The sequence below is a fragment of the Vulcanococcus limneticus LL genome, from assembly GCF_002252705.1.
Classification (GTDB): domain Bacteria; phylum Cyanobacteriota; class Cyanobacteriia; order PCC-6307; family Cyanobiaceae; genus Vulcanococcus; species Vulcanococcus limneticus.
This window is the reverse complement of sequence record NZ_NQLA01000010.1, coordinates 51208-70696: the sequence shown is the minus strand read 5'-3', so window position 1 is coordinate 70696 and position 19489 is coordinate 51208. Positions and strand designations below refer to the sequence as shown.

At 66.0% G+C, this 19489-nt stretch carries 15 protein-coding genes; 7 read left to right on the top strand and 8 right to left on the bottom strand.

Annotated features, from left to right (window positions below; genetic code table 11):
- Positions 1-827: 827 nt before the first annotated feature.
- From CJZ98_RS06745 to CJZ98_RS18215, 4 genes are all read right to left on the bottom strand, one after another.
- On the bottom strand, positions 828-2120 hold the full coding sequence (locus CJZ98_RS06745; RefSeq protein ID WP_157910900.1) for a tyrosine-type recombinase/integrase: 1293 nt from the start codon (positions 2118-2120) through the stop codon (positions 828-830).
- Between the two features lie 281 nt (positions 2121-2401).
- Positions 2402-2629 (bottom strand): hypothetical protein, encoded by a 228-nt coding sequence (locus tag CJZ98_RS06740; RefSeq protein ID WP_094589678.1) that lies wholly within the window; start codon positions 2627-2629, stop codon positions 2402-2404.
- A gap of 349 nt (positions 2630-2978) precedes the next feature.
- Positions 2979-3458 carry a hypothetical protein gene (locus tag CJZ98_RS06735; protein ID WP_094589676.1) on the bottom strand — a complete coding sequence of 160 codons (480 nt, stop codon included), beginning with the start codon at positions 3456-3458 and terminating at the stop codon, positions 2979-2981.
- A gap of 135 nt (positions 3459-3593) precedes the next feature.
- A complete protein-coding gene (locus CJZ98_RS18215; protein WP_157910899.1) occupies positions 3594-3746 on the bottom strand; it encodes a hypothetical protein in 153 nt (50 codons plus the stop codon).
- 128 nt (positions 3747-3874) lie between these two features.
- Here CJZ98_RS18215 and CJZ98_RS06730 point away from each other — a divergent pair, with 128 nt between their 5' ends.
- The 3 genes from CJZ98_RS06730 to CJZ98_RS06720 are packed head-to-tail and all read left to right on the top strand — an operon-like array spanning position 3875 to position 6490.
- Positions 3875-4369 carry a hypothetical protein gene (locus CJZ98_RS06730; protein WP_094589674.1) on the top strand — a complete coding sequence of 165 codons (495 nt, stop codon included), beginning with the start codon at positions 3875-3877 and terminating at the stop codon, positions 4367-4369.
- Positions 4370-4403: 34 nt separating this feature from the next.
- The gene (locus CJZ98_RS06725) at positions 4404-4763 is read left to right on the top strand and encodes a hypothetical protein (protein WP_094589672.1); all 360 of its coding nucleotides are present in this window, start codon (positions 4404-4406) and stop codon (positions 4761-4763) included.
- Positions 4763-6490, top strand: coding sequence for an ABC1 kinase family protein (locus CJZ98_RS06720; protein ID WP_094589670.1), 1728 nt, complete (start codon positions 4763-4765; stop codon positions 6488-6490). Before CJZ98_RS06725 ends, CJZ98_RS06720 begins: the two co-directional genes overlap by 1 nt.
- A gap of 43 nt (positions 6491-6533) precedes the next feature.
- On the opposite strand, the gene CJZ98_RS06715 is transcribed toward CJZ98_RS06720, so the two are convergent.
- Positions 6534-7355, bottom strand: coding sequence for a porin family protein (locus CJZ98_RS06715; RefSeq protein WP_232756283.1), 822 nt, complete (start codon positions 7353-7355; stop codon positions 6534-6536).
- Between the two features lie 731 nt (positions 7356-8086).
- Here CJZ98_RS06715 and CJZ98_RS06710 point away from each other — a divergent pair.
- A complete protein-coding gene (locus CJZ98_RS06710) occupies positions 8087-8545 on the top strand; it encodes a hypothetical protein (protein ID WP_157910898.1) in 459 nt (152 codons plus the stop codon).
- Between the two features lie 4 nt (positions 8546-8549).
- Here the strand turns inward: CJZ98_RS06710 and uvrA are convergent, their stop codons facing one another.
- The 3 genes from uvrA to recN all read right to left on the bottom strand — a co-directional run bounded on the left by uvrA (position 8550) and on the right by recN (position 15120).
- On the bottom strand, positions 8550-11624 hold the full coding sequence (gene uvrA, locus CJZ98_RS06705) for an excinuclease ABC subunit UvrA (RefSeq protein WP_232756281.1): 3075 nt from the start codon (positions 11622-11624) through the stop codon (positions 8550-8552).
- Positions 11625-11732: 108 nt separating this feature from the next.
- On the bottom strand, positions 11733-13340 hold the full coding sequence (locus CJZ98_RS06700; protein WP_157910897.1) for a GGDEF domain-containing protein: 1608 nt from the start codon (positions 13338-13340) through the stop codon (positions 11733-11735).
- 91 nt (positions 13341-13431) lie between these two features.
- Positions 13432-15120, bottom strand: coding sequence for a DNA repair protein RecN (gene recN, locus CJZ98_RS06695; RefSeq protein WP_094589665.1), 1689 nt, complete (start codon positions 15118-15120; stop codon positions 13432-13434).
- A 100-nt stretch (positions 15121-15220) separates the two neighbouring features.
- Between recN and CJZ98_RS06690 the strand changes: the two genes are divergently transcribed.
- From CJZ98_RS06690 to thrC, 3 genes are all read left to right on the top strand, one after another.
- The gene (locus CJZ98_RS06690) at positions 15221-17359 is read left to right on the top strand and encodes an ABC1 kinase family protein (RefSeq protein ID WP_232756280.1); all 2139 of its coding nucleotides are present in this window, start codon (positions 15221-15223) and stop codon (positions 17357-17359) included.
- A gap of 46 nt (positions 17360-17405) precedes the next feature.
- A complete protein-coding gene (locus CJZ98_RS06685; RefSeq protein WP_094589663.1) occupies positions 17406-18011 on the top strand; it encodes an alpha/beta hydrolase in 606 nt (201 codons plus the stop codon).
- A gap of 100 nt (positions 18012-18111) precedes the next feature.
- Positions 18112-19170: a threonine synthase gene (thrC, locus tag CJZ98_RS06680; RefSeq protein ID WP_094589694.1), complete on the top strand. Its 1059-nt coding sequence runs from the start codon at positions 18112-18114 to the stop codon at positions 19168-19170.
- The last annotated feature ends 319 nt before the right edge of the window (positions 19171-19489 follow it).

Sequence of the window (19489 nt, the reverse complement as noted above, 5' to 3'; positions counted from 1 at the left end):
TCCGAGAAACCGAGCTGCTTGCCGCCCATCAACCCAGTCCTTGCCTGTGATCACTGAGCCATTGTCGCGCGGATGGCCTGGGTTTTCCAGGGTCTCCTGAAGATGCATCACAAGTTAAGAATGTAATTCTAAAATACTTCTGGGGCATTAAGAGACCAAATCAGACATGGAAATACAAGTTTCCTCCAATGTTGTTTTTTCATGAAATGGGCAAAACTAAGTTGCAGTATCACACACACTTGCTTCTCCCAGAACTGCCTGATAGATTCAATTCAAAAGTGGTTTTAGAAGACGAGTGGAATGGTTATATCAAGCGGAGCAGAAAGTGTTTTTCCAGATGGAAGAATATTCATGTGAAGAAGATTTCAAATCCATATCTTATTGCCAACTATTTGGTGAAGGAGGCATCTGTGCATCAGCATTCATTGGACTATCAAAACTCACTATTCATTAACGAGGTGTAAATGAAAAACCAGCAAATCACAATTACTTTTCCAAAGAAAGACATCCGCTACAAGGAAGAATTGCAAAGGATGAAGAAAGAAGAAAGTATAAATGTTTCCGCATTTATTGTCTCTGCCATTAAAGGTGAACTGGGGTCATTATGAATCAAAAAACAAAGCACCAAGTTCGTGAAATCAGAAACAAGATAATGAATCCAATTGAGCGACGTCCGCAGTATGACTCAGATGATGATGTAATCAGTCAGGCGGTTCAACAGTTTTACGATGAACTTAAGAAAAGAAAAATACTACGATGAAAAAGCAATGGTTCCATTGACCTCCAGAGGTGACAAACTGAGTGAGAAATATTTCGCTGAAAAATTTTTAGGCATAAAACTGACTGAACATTTCGTCAGCGGTCATTCTTCTTGTTCGTTTTACAGGATTTAGTTCTTCAGTCAGTTGCTCAGGTTCGTGATGATAATAGTGGTCTTGTATATACTTTGTGCTTGTATCCATGTTTGATGCAAGCAATTGCAGAGGGACTTTGTTTGCAAGAGATATGGTTGCGTAAGTATGCCTTAGTGAATAGTATGAAAATCTTCTTCCAGTGTCATCTTCTAATTGACTTCTTTTGATGATTTCATTCCAGCAATCTGCCCAGATGCGAGAGGAAAATGCTTTTCCGTCATTCTGATTGCAGAATAGCAGGTCGCTTTGTGATGTATATGTGGATATTTTCTTTAAATACTCAAGAATTAGTGCTACTTCGCAGTTGCATTCATACTCTTTGCCCGTTTTGTTGTTTTCTGGTGGAACGGTGATTATCCTATACCGTTTCTGTTGCTCACGATTGTCCTTTGGATTTACACGAACATCACGCCATCTGATTTTTTTGACTGCTCCAACACGAATTCCGCTATTCAGCATTAACTCAATCGCACAAGCAACCATCTTCCTGTGAATTCCTGCAGTTCTTCTTGAGATGTTCTCTTCCTTCCACTGGTTTATTGTTTTTAAGAGTGTTCTGAGTTCTTCGTCCCGAAAGTGATTTCTTCTGTGTCGTGCTTCTGTGCGAGGAATCTTGATTTCGGGTATGTCTGGAAGGTTGCTTATAACACGCTTGTCTTTTATTGCAACATTTAGAATGATGGATTTAAATGTGGAGAGTTCGGTTTTAATGGTCGTTTTGGTTTTGGGCACTTTGCCTCCGCAACCATTTTTCCTCCAATCCTCATATCCTTCAAATGTATTCCGCTTTAAGTGGTCAACTCTTGTATTTTCTCCCAAGTAGTCAATCAACTTTTGACATCTGTTCTTGAGCACCCTATATGTTTCTGGCGTTACTCCAGCGTGAGGTGCTGTGCTGATTTCTGATTTCTTTTTGGCAAGGAATATCCTTGCCATTTCGCCTACAGTTAATGTCTGCAGCGATTCTTCGTTCTGAATCTTTGCACGTATGTTGATGTATTCTTTCTGTGCAAGTGACTGAGCGGTTAAAAAGTCCTTTGTCCTTAGAGACCTTCTAATTCTGAACCCTTCCTTTCCTTCGGAGTCCCAATAATAAAATTGCCAGTATTTGGATTCGGTTCCTCCACGTTGATAGATGTAGCAATTCTCTGCATCAAATATCTTCGTTTTGTTTAGAACAAGTGTTCCGCCCTCGTTTTGGGACACGGTGGGTCGGTGTGTCAAGTCTGTGTCGGAATGTAGGCGGGAACTGGGTCTGTGTCAAAGGTGTGTCACCACTATGCTTGGACAAAACCCAGTTGTGGCAAGGGTAGTCAAGAATGTAGTATATTAACGCCGATTACACGACCTGATCGGGCTCCGGCGCACTGGCAACTCCCTTGGACGTCCAGGGTCCAGACGCGAGTCGGATGCCCCCGGGGCGGCCCGAGCCCTGCGGGGACGTCATTTGTTGCGGCGGAAACCGAGCCTCGCCTGAAACCGGCGGTTCAGGCGATCGAGGGTGTCTCGGGATGCTTGGTGACCCACACCGCCTGGGCCGTTCCGAGCAGTGAGGTCTGCACCTGGGCCATGAACTGCTGCAGACGCCGCTGCTGGTCGGCCTGGGAAGGCAGCATGTCGGAGAAGGTGGCCGCGTGGCAGAGGTCCACCAGGAGGGCCACTTCGTCGGAGCTCAGGCAGAGCAGATGCTCATCGTCGTGGTGCGTGACTTTCACGGGCAGCCGATCAACGCCATTCGACGTTACGGCGGTTACCGCGGCTGTGGGCGAAGGCAAGGATCGCTTCACAGAAGGGAAGATCGGGGAAGCTCCAGGCCAGGCGACGGCTGGGCGCGGGGCGGCCTTGGCGTGAGCTGACGCGATCAAGCCGCCGCGGGGAAGCGGACGGCCTCAGCTGAAGCCGTGCAGCAGCAGTTCCACCAGGGCCAGGCCGGCCAGGCCAGTGAGGGCAAGCAGGGATGTCAGCTGGGGCATGGCTCTGCTCTGCCGTCCTCCGAATCCTAAGGGAATCCTTAAGGTTTGGGCAGGTCGTCTGTTGACGTCTGGAACGAAGCGAAACCCAGCTTCATGGAGGGTCGTCACACCCCGTTACGGGGTTCTGCAGCTGCAGCCGCTCCACCAGCTGGCGGTTGATCAGCACCTGGGGTTGGCCGTAGTAGTCGTCTGCTGCCTTGGTCAACAGAGCGATGACCTGGCGGATGATCAGGTTGGCTCCCGCCGCCGCATGGATCAGGGGGCCCTTGCCCTGGTCCCTGAGCCGTTTCAGGAGACGGATCTTCAGACCGTGGATCAGGCTGGCCTGACCTGGGGGCGTTCGCAGCTGGCGCGGCAGCTGGGCCGCATCCCAGTCCTCGCTCCCCTCCGTCTCGATCACGGGCCTCGCCAGGCCGCGGAGCTGGTGGCGCCCATGGCCATCCAGGATCTGGATCAGGAGGAAGTGATGGTCTTGGTTGGCTGGCCCGGGGGCCGCGAACCCGTACCCGGAGGCCAGCAGCAGGATCAGGGGCAGGTCGATCGCCAGGTCGGGCGGTCGCGCGGCAAGCACGCCGGCGCCGACGATGCCGCGCAGCAGGAACTGGTGCAGATCGATGAGATCGCGGGCGGTCGTGCCGATGCCGTCGGGGCTATCGGCTGGATCACTGGCGAAGTGGGCGGTCGCCGCTTCGATGCGATAATGCCCCTACAAGATCTCACGATCCCGCGATGCGGGGATCTGCCGACGCACGTCCTCGGCGATGGCCCGAGCCTGCTCAGGGCTGGGCGCCGCCAGCAGGGCGCTCACCAGCTTCGACAGCAGCCCATCGGCAATCCCCTCAAGCGTCAGTGGCGCCATGGGGGGTGCCGCAGCCCATAGCAGGCCACACGCTAGTCGTGGCGTGACCGTATCCATGGACCCTGCCCCAGGGCAGCCGATCGCCGCGGACCCGTCAGGATGGGTTAGGCAGCTTCATCGACGTCGCAATGGTTCAGGCCGCCCCAGCCGGCACGGCCGCCGGCCCAGCACCCCAGTCCAGGCCACGGCTCTGGCTGGGGCCGCTCGTGGCGGGTCTCAGTTTCGGCCTGGGCTACGGCCTCACCCAGCGGCTGGTGGCTCTGAACGTGACCGATCTGGTGCGTTTCGGCCAGAACTTCGACGTGCAACCCTTCCCAGGCACCAGCCTCGACAGCCTGCGGCTGCGCTTCGGGGCGGAGGCCCAGCAGATCCGCGGCATCCTGGACCTCGATCAGCTGGAGCGGCAGCAGGCTGCCCCCGCGGCCGAGCCACCCCGCGAGTCCGATCCGCTGGAATCCACCGCACCGGATCCCAGCCGCGAGTCCGATCCGTCCCCCGCGCCGGCCGCGGTGGAACGGGCCCCTGAACTGGATCAGCAGCCCCTGGCCCTGCCCACCCCCGCCCAACGCCCGGAAGACCCGTCCGCCCCGGCGACGGAGCCGGCTCCCGCCGGCCGGCCCTGATCTGTCACAGTCTGGGGGCACCCACCGGCCTGCCATGAGCGCGCCCCAGACGCTGATCCAGGCCGCCGTCAACCGCCTCGCTGCCCGGCTGGGCTCCGGCCTTGCCGATGTAGCGGCCGGGCTGGTGGTGATCGCCCAGGACGCCCCCGAGCGGCTCCTTCAGGAGTGGCAGCTGTTCGTGGAAGAGGTGGAGCAGGAGGCCGTGCGACTGGAGCAGCCAGGCGGCGGGTCAACCGCCGCTGCCAGCTGGGCTGGCGCAGACCAGAAGGCCCCGAGCGGCGCGCAGGGTGCCGATCGCCACGGCCCAGTCGCCGGCGTCAGCCCCCAGGACCAGATCGACCAGCTGCGGGCCCGGGTGGCCCAGCTCTCCCGCCGCCTTGAGGACCGGGCCTGATGGCGCGTCCGCGCAACGGCCTGCCTGACGGTCCGCAGGGCGGCTTGCTGCAGGAGCTGGTCCTGGGGCTGCTCGGGGCGGGCCGCTCCCTGCGCATCTGGCGCTCGGTGCTCCAGCTGCTGCTCGGCCTGTGGTGGGACAGTGCCAACTGGACCTACCCCGGGGGCGTCACCCCCGAACGGCGCGAACAGCGCCAGCGGCGGCGGGCCCGCTGGCTCACCGCCGAACTGCTGGGCCTCGGTTCGGCCTTCATCAAGCTCGGCCAGCTGCTCTCGGCTCGCCCGGACGTGCTGCCGGCCGGCTGGGTGGAGGAGCTGGCCCACCTCCAGGACCGCGTGCCCGCCTTCTCCTTCGCCGTGGCCCAGCAACTGCTGGAGCAGGAGCTGGGCGAGCGGGTGGCCGAGATCATCGACATTGAGGAGCAGCCCCTCGGTGCCGCCAGCCTGGCCCAGGTACACCGCGCTTCCCTACGCAGCGGCCGCCAGGTGGTGTTCAAGATCCAGCGGCCGGGCCTGGAGCGGATCTTCCGGCTCGATCTGGAGGTGATGCAGCAGGTGGCTGCGGTATTGCAGCGCCATCCGCGCTGGGGAGTCGGCCGCGACTGGGTGGGTATCGCCCAGGAGTGTCGCAGGGTGCTGCTGCGCGAACTCGATTTCCGCCTGGAGGCCGAACACGCCGCCCGCTTCCGCCAGCAGTTCCTCGACGATGCCGGCATCCGCATTCCGGCGGTGGTGTGGGAGTTGAGCAGCCGACGCGTGCTCTGTCTCGACTATCTGCCCGGCATCAAGATCACCGACCGCCAGGCCCTGGTGGCGGCCGGCATCGAACCGGCGGCGGTGGCGGAGAAGGGCGCCGCCAGCTATCTGCAGCAGCTGGTGCGCTTCGGCTTCTTCCACGCCGACCCCCACCCCGGCAACCTGGCCGTGGCGGCCGATGGCGCCCTCATCTACTACGACTTCGGGATGATGGGGCAGATCTCACAACGGCTGCGCAGCCGTCTCGGCCGGATGGTGACGGCCGCCGCCGCCCGCGATGCCGGTGCCCTGGTGGCGGAGCTCCAGGCCGCCGGTGTGATTGCCAGCGGCATCGATGTGGGGCCGGTGCGGCGGCTGGTGCGGGTGATGCTCACCGACGCCCTGACCCCGCCCTTCTCGGCCAACGTGATCGAGAAGCTCTCAGGCGATCTCTACGACCTCGTCTACGGCCAGCCGTTCCGCCTGCCCAGTGAGCTGATCTTCGTGATGCGGGCTCTCTCCACCTTCGAGGGGGTCGGCCGCAGCCTCGATCCCGGCTTTAGCCTTGTGGCTATTGCCCGCCCCTACCTGCTGCCCCTCATGACCTCCAGCGGCGGCACCAGCGACCTGTTCAACCAGTTGGGCCGCCAGGCGGCCGAGGTGGGCAGCCGCGCCCTGGGGATTCCGCGGCGGCTGGAGGAGAGCCTGGCCCGGATCGAGCAGGGCGATCTGCAGGTGCAGGTGCGCGCCGGTGAAACCGACCGGCTGCTGCGGCGGCTGGCCCTGAGTCAGCAGAGCTCCGGCCAGTCCGTGCTGCTCGGGGCCCTGGCGGTGGCTGCGGCCCTGTTGGCCGCCAGCAACCGGCCCGCCCTCAGCGCCCTGCCCCTGGCGGCCGGGGTGCCCGTGGGGGTGGGCTGGCTGCGGCTGCAGGCCAGGATTCGGCGCGATTCCCGCCTGGAAAAGCTGCCAGGCACGGCCACCTCTTCGCGCTGACCGAGAGCAAGAGGGGCCCCGGAAGGGATGCTGAGGACGAAACTCAGAAAAAGAACTTCAACCCGACCTCAACCCCATTCTGATTGATGTTGTAGGCATTTTCGGGAATCCTGCCGTTGCTTCCCCCAAGGTGCAAATAGCGCCAGGAAAGGTTGAGCTGGGTGGAATTGCCGATCGCATAGCCGAGACCAGCCTGAGCGTTCCAGGAGTACTCATTGGCATTGTTCAGGCCGAAGCCGCCGAGGTCGGCGCGGCCGAACAGCCTCAGGCGGGGAGAGAGAAACACCATCGCCTGGGTTCCCAGCAGAGGTTGGACCACCGTGCCCCCGAACGACTGCTGCGGCTGGAGACTCCATCCCCTCAGCGTGCGGGATCCTTCCAGCCGCGGGCCCTTGAAGCTCAAGGTTCTGTCTGGTCCCTCGCTCTGCAGAGCCAGGTCGTATTGCATGTTGACGAACCGCACCCCCGCATAGGGGATGACGGTGAAGCTCCCGGAGCGAGCCACGGCCGCTTCGCGCTCCCCGAAGCGGTAGCGCAGGGCCAGGTCGTAGATGCCCTGAATGTTGACGACACTGGCGTCGACACTGCGCTGGCCATCCGGGACGAGCGTGAGGCTGCGGCGGCCACGCGGGCCATCGATCGAGCGGGTCTTGATGTCCAGCAAGGTCCCCTCCTCCCCCTTCACGGAGACATAGCTGATGTCGGTGAGGAGGCCAAAACGGCCATACTCGACGCTGCCCCGGATGAAAGCCGCCGCCGTCAGGGGCCTGAGCACCTGGCCGAGGTCCAGATCGAGGTCGGTGCTGAAGCCACGGACCGTGGTGGTACCGGTGGTGCGCAGCGGTGCGAAGCCGTAGAGCTCCACGCTGCCGGCCCAGGGGGAGGGCTCGGGCGCACTGGGGCTGGGCTCAGCGGAGGCCGGTTCAGCCGCCACCGGGCCCTGGGGATCCGCGGCCAGAAGCTCAGGGGCCGCCAGGACCTGACCCGGCAAGGCGCCGAGCAAACCGGCGCTAATCGAAGCGATCCGAGCCGGCGAACGGCGCTTGGGGGAGGGGCGCATGGACCAGGTCAACGGATCAGGGAAATGAGGACATGAACTGTGAAGCTGCCCGTTCAAGCCGCCATGGGGAGGGCGAAGTTAGTCCATCGGACCCTGTTTGACGCCTATTCCCCGGCGGACTTTGCGCAGCGGCGCGCAGACGGGACAGGCACGACAGAGATCTGCCCATTTTCTACTGCGGCCCTGACACAGAAGGTCTGAAGGCATCGGGCGATCGAGGCCATCGTGCACTCCGCCTGGGGATGGAACAGGGCCTGCCGGACCCGCCGCCAGCCGCTGCACCTTGAGCCCCTGCATCGGGCTGCCGCCGAACCGCTTCCGGAAGGGTGCGCAGATGGACTCGAATCCACTCCACCAGGTCGCAGAAGGCCAGGTCCTGGGGGCCGGAAGCAGCCGCATCGCCAAGGCCTGCCACAGCATGGTCTGATCCAGGTGGTTCAGCGTGAGGTCCTGGCCGTCGGGGGGCACCCGGGCTGATCCTGCCTAGCCCGTAGCACTGGCGGGGGCACCATGGCATGGCCCTGCCCAATTCGACCATGACCCATCGAACCCGTCTGCTCGGCCTGGGAACTGCGGCGCTGCTGCTGGGCCAGCTGTCCGCCCCGGCCATGACACCGGCCCTGGCCAATGCCGCCAAGGGCAGTGCAGGAACCAGCGGAGCCGGCTGCTTCCAGGGGGTGGTGAAGGAACGGCGCTTCGGCCGGCTGATGGCCCCCGCCCAGACCCCCTTCTTCCAGACAGCGGTGGCGGTGCCCACCCGCGAGACGATCGTCACCCTGTTCAACGGGGTGACCCTCACGGCCCTGCAGGAGGCCAACGACACCACCTTCTTCGACAACTTCCAGCTGGGCCACAGGATCAGCGTGTGCAGCGAGAACAGGGTGGCCGCCTGCGCCGATGGCCGGCGGGCGCCGGCTCTGCTCTCCGTCTACGACGAGGTCAGCCACAGCAAGGCCCTGGGCTACGTCGGCAGCGACGCCTGCGGCCAGGGCTGAGGGCTCAGGCCAGCGCGACCTGAGGTGGATGCTGCGCCAGCACCTGCTTGAGGTATCTCCCCGTATGGCTGGTGGGATGGGCGGCGACCTCTTCGGGAGTCCCCGTCACCACGATCTGCCCGCCCTTGTCTCCCCCCTCGGGACCGAGGTCCACGATCCAGTCGGCACAGCGGATCACATCGAGGTTGTGCTCGATCACCAGGATCGAGTTGCCCTTGTCGACCAGTCGCTGCATGACATCCATCAGTTTGTGCACATCGAAGAAGCTGAGGCCGGTGGTGGGCTCGTCGATCAGATAGAGCGTCTTGCCGGTGGCGCGCTTGGAGAGTTCGGTGGCGAGCTTCACCCGCTGGGCTTCACCGCCGGACAGGGTGGGCGCCGGCTGGCCCAGCTTCACGTAGCCCAGGCCCACATCCACCAGGGTGCGCAGGCGATCGGCCGCTTGGGGAATGGCGGAGAACACCTCGGCGGCCTGCTCCACCGTCATCTCCAGCACATCGGCGATGGTGTGGCCCTTGTAGGTCACCTGTAGGGTTTCTCGATTATAGCGGGCGCCCTTACACACATCACACTGCACATAGACGTCGGGCAGAAAGTTCATCTCGATCACGTTCACGCCCTGACCGCCACAGGCCTCGCAGCGGCCTCCTTTGACGTTGAAGCTGAACTGCCCCACCTGATAGCCGCGGGCCTTGGCCTCCACCGTGGCGGCAAACACCTGGCGGATCGGATCGAAGGCACCGGTGTACGTGGCCGGGTTGGAGCGGGGCGTGCGGCCAATCGGCGATTGGTCGATCACGATCACCTTGTCGATCGCCTGGATGCCCTTCAGCTCCTCCAGACCCGTCGGGAAGGGCACCTTCATGCCCAGCTTGTGCTCCAGGGCCGGATGCAGAAGCTCATTCACGAGCGTGCTCTTGCCACTACCGCTCACCCCCGTCACGCACACCAGCCGGCCCAGCGGCACCTCCACATCGAAGCCGGAGAGGTTGTTGCGCCCGCAACCCACCAGGTTGAGCTTGCGACTGCTGCTGGTGCGTCGCTCGGCCGGCGTCGGGATCGAGCGGCGGCCGCTCAGGTAGGCGCCGGTGAGCGAATCCTCCGCGTCCAGCAGGTTCTGCAGCGACCCCTCCGCCACGATGTGGCCGCCGTGGACACCGGCGCCGGGGCCGATGTCCACCACGAAGTCGGCGGCGCGGATCGTGTCCTCGTCGTGCTCGACGACGATCAGCGTGTTGCCCAGATCGCGCAGCTTGATCAGCGTGCTCAGCAGCCGGTCGTTGTCGCGCTGGTGCAGACCGATGCTCGGCTCATCCAGCACGTAAAGCACGCCAGTAAGGCCGGCACCGATCTGGGTGGCCAGGCGGATGCGCTGGGCCTCGCCGCCCGAGAGGGTCATGGCGGGGCGATCCAGGCTCAGGTAGTCGAGCCCCACATCCAGGAGAAACTTCAGGCGCATGCGGATCTCGCGCAGCACCAGATCGCCGATCTGGATCTGGCGCGGTGTCAGCAGGGGCTCCGCCCCCTCGCTCTCACCCACCCCCATCAGCGCCTCGATGCGCCGCAGGCTCTCGCCCACGCTGCTGCCGGTGAGCTCGTGGATGCGATAGGGCCCCACCCGCACCGCCAGGGCCTCGGGCTTGAGCCGCAACCCCTGGCAGCTGGCACAGGGCACCAGCTCCAGGAACTTCTCCAGCTTCTGGCGCACCGACTCGCCGCTGGCATCGCGCAACTGGCGCTCCAGAATCGGCAGGATCCCCTCGAAGGGCCGCACGTAGCCGGCGCCCTTGCGGTAGCGGCTGTCGGCCTGGATCGCGATCGGCTCCTTGCTGCCGTTCAGCAGCACGTCGCGCTGGGCATCGGTGAGCTGGTTCCAGGGCAGCTTGATCTCGAAGCCGAAGGCCTCACCCACCGAATAGAGCAACGAGAAGTAGTAGGAGTTATCCTTCTCGGCCCAAGGCGCGATCGCGGCATACACCGGCAGCGAGGGATCGGGCACCACCCGCTCCACCGTGAACTTGCGCAGGTGGCCGATGCCGTGGCAGTCGGGGCAGGCGCCGTAGGGGCTGTTGAACGAAAACAGACGCGGTGAGAGTTCCTCCATCACGGCGCCGTGCACCGGACAGGCGAAGTTCTCCGAATAGAGCCGCTCCTGCTCCACCCCCTCCGGCAGCTCCTCACCCGCCTTGGGCACCACCTCCACCAGGGCCAGGCCGTCGCCGCGCTTGAGGGCCGTGCGCAGCGAATCGGTGAGCCGTTCCTGGATGCCCTCGCGGGCCACCAGCCGGTCCACCACCACCTCGATGCTGTGGGCGTGGTTCTTGTCGAGCTCGATGTTGTCGGCCAGCTCGCGCACCTCGCCGTTGATGCGCACCCGCGCAAAGCCCTCAGCCACCAGGCCGCCCAGCAGCTTCACGTGGGTGCCCTTCTTGCCGCGCACCAGCGGGGCCAGCAGCTGGTAGCGGGTGCCCTCCGGCAGCGCCAGGATCTGGTCCACCATCTCGTCGATCGACTGGGGCCGGATCGAGCGGTCGCACTCCGGGCAGTGGGGCTCGCCGGCGCGGCCGAACAGCAGGCGCAGGTAGTCCTGGATCTCCGTCACCGTGCCCACGGTGGAGCGGGGGTTGTGGCTGGTGGACTTCTGGTCAATCGAGATCGCCGGCGACAGCCCCTCGATCGCGTCCACATCAGGCTTGTCGACCTGCCCCAGGAACTGGCGCGCGTAGGCCGAGAGGCTCTCGACGTAGCGGCGCTGGCCCTCGGCAAAGATCGTGTCGAAGGCGAGCGAGCTCTTGCCGCTCCCGCTCACGCCGGTGAACACCACCAGGCGGTTGCGCGGGATCGTGAGATCGACGTTCTTGAGGTTGTGCTGGCGGGCGCCCCGCACCCGGATCACATCCTCCAGGGAGCCGCCGCTGAGGGCGCGGCTGCCATCGCGCTGGGCCGCCTTCTCGTGCAGGGTGAGGGGTGGGGGCGCTTCCGCCGGGCTCTGCGCCCTCGGCTGGCTCGCTTCGCTGCTGCTGGCCGTCCGTTTCGCTGCTGTGGCCTTAGGCCCGGAACCGGCGCTCGCGCGGGGCATCCAGCGTCTTCGAGAACAGTGGATTCTACGGGCGCTGGTTGGGGGGCCTGGGGTTGGAGCCGCGCCGGGCCGGGGCTGGGGGCCAGCACAGGGGCGAGGAGCCCCCGATCAGCCCGGGGCGATCTGTGGCTTCTGCCCCGGGGCCTGCAGCACCGCCACGCAATTCCGGCCGGAGGCCTTGGCGGCGTAGAGGCCGTGATCGGCCATCTGGATCAGGGCCTCCAGCGAGAGGTCGCCAGCGTCCATCGCCACCACACCGATGGACACGGTGATGCGCACCGGTGCGGTGGCCTCCGACTCCGCGGAACGGGGCAACACCGCCAGATCCTCCACAGTCCGCCGCACCCGCTCGGCCACCGCCACCGCAGGCTGATGGCCGGTTTGGGGCATCAGCACCACAAACTCCTCACCACCCCAGCGGGCGATGGTGTCGATTTCCCGCAGGGCTGCCTGGGCCGCCCCGCCGAAGGACCGCAGCACCAGATCGCCGGTGTCGTGGCCGTGCTGGTCGTTGATCTCCTTGAAGTGATCGAGATCCAGCAACATCAGGGCCAGGGGCGCTCCCGTGCGGTGGCTGCGGGCGATCTCGTAGGCGGCCAGCTCCTCGAAACGCCGCCGGTTCACCAGCCCCGTGAGCGAATCGGTGCTGGAGAGGCGCCAGAGCTCCTGGGCATGGCGATCGGCATCCACCTGGCGCAGTCGTGCCTGCAACTGGCTGTAGGCCAGAAGTCCGCAGGCCACAGCAGCCGCCAGGTAGAGGCCCCCGATCAGCAGCTGGCCCTGGGCGGAGGCCAACAGGGATCCGCGCTGCAGCTGGTCGGGTGGCACCCGCATCACCAGCATCCAGTCCAGGCTCACGGGCCGGACACCCCGACCGAGACCGGAGCCGGGAGCGGCGTTCAGATCCTGCTGGAGGGGATTGAGCGCCTGATACACGACCAGTCCCTGCGAATCCAGCAGCCGGCCGCTCGAGCCCTCGGCGAGCGGGGTGCGCAGCATCGGGAAGCGCTGGAGCAGGTTGAAGGGCTGTTGGCGAGAACCTCCCCGGGGTGGCGCACTGATCACCTGGCCCCGCGCATCGAGGATCCACCACTCGCTCTTCAGTTCCGGCACCTGCAGGATCTTGGCGATCCCCTCAAACGCGCCGTTGAGCTGGAGGTCGGCCCAGAGCTCAAAGCGCGGTCTGCCGGTGGCATCCAGCAGCGGGCGAGCCACAGGCAGCAGGGCCCGCGAGCCCTGCCAGATGGGGGGGAACACCACCAGCTGGCGCTGCTGCTGCTCACCGGCGGCGGGAGACAGCGGGGCGGCACGATGGCTCTTGACCGCGACCCTGGGGAACGAGGCCACGGGAGCGCCGTTCCGGTCCACGACGCTGATGGAGCGATAGCGGCCGTATTCGACCAGGAACCCCCCGAACAGCTGACCCGCGGCGCGCCAGTGAGCCTCGGTGGGCTGATCCACGGCCGTCCGCACCGGCGGCAACCGACTGATGATCCCCAGATCTCCAACCACCTCAAAAAACAGGCGTTGCAGGTCGCGGGAGGCCTCCCGCACCGCTGCCGTGGCCTGGACCTCAATGACGGCGGCCCGCTGCCGCTCGAAGGAGCCGAGCAGGACCGCCAGGGCGGCGGTGAGACCCACCGCACTGGCGGCCGCGAGCACCCCGAAACGCAGCAGCAGGAAACGCAGCGGAAGCTGGCGGGACAGGGGCGCCATCCGCCAGTTGTAGGACCCGGGGCCCAGCGACGCCGCCCAAGCGGCAACAGTGGTGGCTGCGGGGACGTGCATCTGTGGTGCAGGGCCATGCTCAGGCGCTGCGCTTCTCCAGCAGGCTCGCGGCATAGCTGCGGGCCTCGCCGGAGTCGCCACCCGCCAGTTCCGCCAGTTCCGCCTGGCGGGCCTGAGTGTCCCGCAGCTGGGACACCCGCGTGTGGGTGAGGCCGCCCACGACCTGCTTGGACACCCGGTAGTGGTGATCGGCCGCGGCGGCCACCAGGGGCTGGTGGGTGACGCAGAACACCTGGCGCCGCTGGGCCAGCCGCTGCAGCAGCTCCGCCATGGCCCCGCTCACCCGGCCACTCACGCCCGCATCGATCTCATCGAACAGCAGGGTCACGTGCGGATCCGCCGCGGCCAGGCAGGTTTTCAGGGCCAGCAGAAAGCGGCTCATCTCGCCGCCGGAGGCCACCTCCGCCAGGGGGGCCAGGGGCTGGCCGGGGTTCGCGGAGAACAGGAACTGCACCGCATCGGCCCCCTCCTCCCCAGCCGGCGTCGGCGCGATCGCCACGGCGAAGCGCACGTTGGCCAGCCCCATCGGCCGCAGGGCCGCCATCAGCTGCTGCTCCAGCTGGCTGGCGGCGCTGGCCCGCCGGACGCTGAGCTGCGCATTGGCCTGGTCCCGATCCGCCCGGGCGCCGCGCTCCGCCTGCTCCAGGGCCTCCAGCGAGGCCTCGGCCCCACCGGGGGCCAGCTGCTCACGCAGCTGGTCGCGAAGGGTGATCAGCCCCGCCAGATCCTGGTCGTGGCGGCGCTCGAGGGCCTTGAGCTGGGCAATCCGCTCCTGCAGCCCCGCCAGGCTCTCGGGGTCGCTCTCCAGCGAGGCGCCATAGCGGTCCAGGTCGCGGGCGAGATCCTGCAGCTGGGCCAGGCCGTCGCTGCAGCGGCTGCGCAGCTCCACCACGCCACCGTCGCAGAGCTCCATCTGGGCCAGCTCCTGCTCGCAGGCCGCCAGGTGATCGAGCACCGACGGCGCCTGGTCGGCCCCCTCCACCAGCCGCCCCAGCAGGGTGCTCACCCCCTCCTGCAGGCGCACGCCATGGGCCAGCCGGTCCTGCTCCTGCTGCAGCCGCGTGCGCTCGGCGGGGTCCTGCAGCTGGGCCGCTTCCAGGTCGTCGAGCAGCTGCTCCTGCCGCTCCCGCTCCCGCTGCAGCTGCTGCCAGTTGGCCCGGGCCGCCTCCAGGGCGGCGGCGGCCTGCTTCCAACCGCGGTAGGCGCGGACCACGGGCTCCAGTGACCGCTGCAGCTCCTCCCCAGCGAAGCGATCCAGCCAGCGGCGCTGCTGGCCGGGGCGGGCCAGCTGCTGGGTCTGGCCCTGCACGGTGAGATCAAGCAGCAGGGGCCGCAGCTCCTGGATCTGCGTGCGGCTCACCACGACCCCATTGAGGCGGTTGCGGCTGCTGAGGCGATCGTCGCTGCGGCGCCACTCGCGGCTGAGCAGCAGCTCCCCCTCCTCGGCCTCGAGCTGCTGCTGCGCCAGCCAGGTGCGCAGGGGCGGGCTGAGGCTGAAGCTGGCCTCGATCACCGCCCGCTCGGCCCGGGGCCGCAGCAGCCGGCCGCCGGCCGCGCCCTGGGCTCCGCCCAACAGGGCATCGAGGGCATCGAGCAGGATCGACTTGCCGGCTCCGGTCTCGCCGGTGAGCACCGTGAACCCGGCCTTGAAGTCGAGCTGGAGCCGCTCAATCAGGGCGATGTTCTCGAGGCGCAGACCCGTGAGCACGCCGGCCTCCGGAGTGGAACAGGTGTTCGCCCCGACCGTAGCGGCTTTGCGTTTCGTTTAGAAGGGGAATCAACCCAGTCCGGGCAACCGGCACAGCGCCATGGCCCGCGCGCAGTCCAGCAGCGCTCCCCAGCCGGCTCCCGCCGCCGAGGCCGCCGGCACGCCCGTCCACACCGCCGCCGAGGCCTGCCTCGAGGCGATGCAGGCGGCGGTGTTCGGCGAGCCGGTCGCCTCCCCTGCCGAGCCGGTCACCCACACCGAGCCAGCGGCGCCCAGCCAGGCGGCGGCGGCACCCGCAACCCCAGCCCACCGCGCCAGCGCCGCGGCCGCCGCGGAGCTCAGCGACTTCATCGAAGCCGCCGGTCTGCTCAGCTACGACCCGGCCGCCATCACCCGCATCTACGCCGGCCACCCCCAGCGCCTGATCCGCCGCCTCTGGCAGACCCTGGTGCCCATCGGCCTCTATCTGCTCGGGGTGGGCTTCGACTGGCTGACCGGCCGACTGGGCAGCAAGACCCACGCCCGGGCCCGGGCCAAGGAGGCCGCGGATCTGGTGGCCTCGCTCGGCCCCGCCTTCATCAAGGCCGGCCAGGCCCTCTCCACCCGGCCGGACATCGTGCCACCGTTGCTGCTGGAAGAGCTGGCCCAGCTCCAAGACCAGCTGCCCGGCTTCGATTCGGCCCTGGCGATGGCCTGCATCGAGGAGGACCTCGGCGCCCCGGTGGACGCGATCTACGCCGAACTGGAGCGCGAGCCGATCTCGGCGGCGTCCCTCGGGCAGGTGCACCGCGGCGTGCTCCACTCCGGCAAGCGGGTGGCCGTGAAGGTGCAGCGGCCTGGCCTGCGCGAGCAGATCACCCTCGATCTCTACATCGTCCGCAACCTCGCCGCCTGGCTCAACCGCAACGTTGGCCTGATCCGCAGCGATCTGGTGGCCCTGATCGACGAGTTGGGCAAGCGGGTGTTCGAGGAGATGGACTACTACAACGAGGCCGCCAACGCCGAAAAATTCGCCGCGCTGCACGCCCACAACCCGCGCATCGCCGTTCCCCGCATCTACCACCAGGCCACCAGCCGGCGGGTGCTCACGATGGAGTGGATCGACGGGGTGAAGCTCACCAACCTGGATGCCGTGCGGGCCCTCGGCATCGACCCCAACGACATGGTGACGGTGGGGGTGAACTGCAGCCTGCAGCAACTGCTGGAGCACGGCTTCTTCCATGCCGATCCCCACCCCGGCAACCTGCTGGCCCTACCCGATGGCCGTCTGGCCTACCTCGACTTCGGGATGATGAGCGAGGTGAACCGCGAGGCCCGCACCGGCCTGATCCAGGCGGTGGTGCACCTTGTGAACCGCAACTTCAGCAAGCTCTCGCGCGACTTCGTCAACCTCGGCTTCCTGGCCGAGGACGTGAACCTGGAACCGATCGTGCCGGCCTTCGAGGGGGTGTTCGGCCAGGCCCTGGAGATGGGCGTCAGCCGTATGGACTTCAAGGCGGTGACCGATGACCTCTCGGGCGTGATGTATCGGTTCCCCTTCCGGGTGCCGCCTTACTACGCCCTGATCATCCGCTCGCTGGTGACCCTGGAGGGCATCGCCCTGAGCGTGGATCCCGACTTCAAGATCCTCGGCGCCGCCTACCCCTACTTCGCCCGCCGGCTGATGGAAGACCCGGACCCCGAACTGCGCAACAGCCTCAAGGAGATGCTGTTCGACGGCGAGATCTTCCGCTGGCAGCGGCTCGACAACCTGATCAGCAGCGCCGCCAGCGGCAGCCAGCTCGATCTCGACGGCCTGCTGGATCAGGTGCTCGATTTCCTGTTCTCCCCCAAGGCGGGTCTGCTGCGCCAGCAGCTGGTGCAGGCCGTGGTGGATCAGCTCGATGCCCTGGGCTGGCAGACGGCCCTGCGCGTGGGCCAGCGGCTGCCCCAGCGGCTCCTACCACCGGGCCTGCGGGGCCGCGAACCAATCAGTGCCGGCGAGCTCGAACTGCTCTCGCTGGAGCCAATCCAACGGCTGGTGGAGATCCTGCGCCAGCTGCCGGGCTTCGAGCCCCAGCTGCTGCTCAGGCGGCTGCCGCGGCTGCTGCAGGAAACCGAACTGCGGCGCATGGGCCTGGATGTGGCCCGGGGGCTGGCCGAACGGGGTGTGGTGCGGCTGCTGCGGGATGTGCTGGTGGCCCCCCAGACCCGCCGGCGGGTGGAGCTTGCCGCGCGGCAAACCGCCCAGGCCTCCTGAACAACCGGCCTACAGTTCTGGCATCGATCCCAAGCCCCGTTCGCCCATGGCCATCGCCACCCTGCGGGGCCGCCTCAGCGCCAGCGCCGCCGCCGCCACCCTTGGACTGGGGTTGATCGGTGCAAGCCCCGCTGCCCTGGCGGCCGAGCAGCTGGTGTTCGTGAGTGGCGCCTTCCGTCGCTCGATTCCGGTGGCGGACATGGAGCATCTGGCCCAGACCGGCCAGGCCCGTGGCCTGCTGGCGGATGTGATGGTCTTCAGCAAGCAGAAGCCGGCGGAGGTATCCAAGCTGCTCAACCAGCCGCTCACCCTGCCGCTGGTGCTCACCAGCCGGCTGCTCAGCACCCGGATCGGCGAGGCGATCCTGGCGCGGGTGGCCACGATCGTGTACCCGCTCAAGGCGAGCTCGGCGGGGGTGCCCGCCCTCAAGGCCGGCGTGATCAACGGCCTGGTGAGCGGCAACGGCAGCCTCACAGCGGTGGGCTTCCTCAAGGCCTACCCGAACGATGAGATGGAGATCAGCATCCCGGCGTTACTCCAGATCATGAGCAAGGCGAGTTCAATCAGCGAGCTTGTGAAGTTCTTCTCGGACTCTCCCCTGGATGGCCTGCGGGGCGAGGAGGGCCAGAAGCCGGCGAAAAACGCCTCCTGAACAGGGTTCTGGCCCGGGCCGTAGATTCGAGCCCAGCCCCCCCTTGCCGCCCGTGCCCCTGCTGTCCTCCCTGCGCCGGCGCCTGGGACCCAAGCCCTCCATGCAGGACTGGCCGGGCCTGATCGAGGGCTACCGGCGCTGGTTGCCGGTGTCGGAAAAAACGCCGGTGATCACCCTGCGCGAGGGGGCCACGCCGCTGATTCCCGCCCCGGTGATCGCGGAGCGCATCGGCAAGGGCGTGAAGGTGTATCTCAAATACGACGGCCTCAACCCCACCGGCTCCTTCAAGGACCGGGGCATGACCATGGCCATCAGCAAGGCCAAGGAGGCCGGCTCCGAAGCGGTGATCTGCGCCAGCACCGGCAATACATCCGCCGCCGCCGCCGCCTATGCCCGCCGCGGCGGCATGCGTGCCTTCGTGCTGATCCCCGATGGCTATGTAGCCCAGGGCAAGCTGGCCCAGGCCCTGCTCTACGGCGCCGAGGTGCTAGCGGTGAAGGGCAACTTCGACCGGGCCCTGGCCATCGTGCGCGAGGTGGCCGATCAGTATCCGGTCACCCTGGTGAACTCACTCAACCCCTACCGTCTGCAGGGCCAGAAGACGGCCGCCTTCGAGGTGGTGGATGCCCTGGGCGAAGCTCCCGACTGGCTGTGCATCCCCGTGGGCAACGCCGGCAACATCAGTGCCTACTGGATGGGTTTCAACGAGTACAGGGCCGCCGGCCACAGCCGCAAGCTGCCGCGGATGATGGGGTTCCAGGCCGCCGGCGCCGCGCCCCTGGTGCTGGGCCACACCGTGGAGCAGCCGGACACGATCGCCACGGCGATCCGCATCGGCAACCCGGTGAACAAGGAGAATGCCCTCAAGGCCCGCGCCGAGAGCAACGGCGGCTTCATGGCCGTGACCGACGCCGAGATCATCGAGGCCTACAAGCTGCTGGGCGCCGGCGAGGGGGTGTTCTGCGAGCCCGCCAGCGCCGCTTCAGTGGCGGGCCTGATCAAGCGGCGCGAGGAGGTGCCCTCCGGCGCCACGGTGGTGTGCGTGCTCACCGGCAACGGCCTCAAGGACCCCACCACCGCCATCGAGCACAACGACTCCAAGTTCCACACCGGCCTGGATCCCGACACGGCCACCGTGGCCCAGGTGATGGGCTTCTGAACTGAGCCGACCAGGGCGGTCGTGAGCCAGGCCTGAACCAGTCCAGCTCCCGGACCGATCGCACCTCCCCGATCCCCCGCAGCCCCGTGGTGCCCCGGCACTGCGGGGCTTTGTGATGGGCGCCCAGAGCGGGTCCCGTGCCGCAATGACCGCCCACAGCCTCGCCCGGTTCAACCGCACACCTCCCAGCGCAGCCCTGAACCGAGCCGATCCGCAACGAACCAACCACAACCACCCGCCTTTCCCCAACCAGTTGAGAAAGCGCCTGTCCGCAAGCTGGGGAAAACCGGCGGAGGGCCTTGGGGGAAGCGGACGACTG

Excerpts from the sequence above, each read along its gene's own strand:
- CJZ98_RS18215 (WP_157910899.1), bottom strand. The coding sequence starts at position 3,746 with ATGGCGCCACTGACGCTTGAGGGGATTGCCGATGGGCTGCTGTCGAAG.
- CJZ98_RS06730 (WP_094589674.1), top strand. The coding sequence starts at position 3,875 with ATGGTTCAGGCCGCCCCAGCCGGCACGGCCGCCGGCCCAGCACCCCAG.
- CJZ98_RS06725 (WP_094589672.1), top strand. The coding sequence starts at position 4,404 with ATGAGCGCGCCCCAGACGCTGATCCAGGCCGCCGTCAACCGCCTCGCT.
- CJZ98_RS06720 (WP_094589670.1), top strand. The coding sequence starts at position 4,763 with ATGGCGCGTCCGCGCAACGGCCTGCCTGACGGTCCGCAGGGCGGCTTG.
- CJZ98_RS06710 (WP_157910898.1), top strand. The coding sequence starts at position 8,087 with ATGACCCATCGAACCCGTCTGCTCGGCCTGGGAACTGCGGCGCTGCTG.
- uvrA (WP_232756281.1), bottom strand. The coding sequence starts at position 11,624 with ATGCCCCGCGCGAGCGCCGGTTCCGGGCCTAAGGCCACAGCAGCGAAA.
- CJZ98_RS06700 (WP_157910897.1), bottom strand. The coding sequence starts at position 13,340 with ATGGCGCCCCTGTCCCGCCAGCTTCCGCTGCGTTTCCTGCTGCTGCGT.
- CJZ98_RS06690 (WP_232756280.1), top strand. The coding sequence starts at position 15,221 with ATGGCCCGCGCGCAGTCCAGCAGCGCTCCCCAGCCGGCTCCCGCCGCC.
- CJZ98_RS06685 (WP_094589663.1), top strand. The coding sequence starts at position 17,406 with ATGGCCATCGCCACCCTGCGGGGCCGCCTCAGCGCCAGCGCCGCCGCC.
- thrC (WP_094589694.1), top strand. The coding sequence starts at position 18,112 with ATGCAGGACTGGCCGGGCCTGATCGAGGGCTACCGGCGCTGGTTGCCG.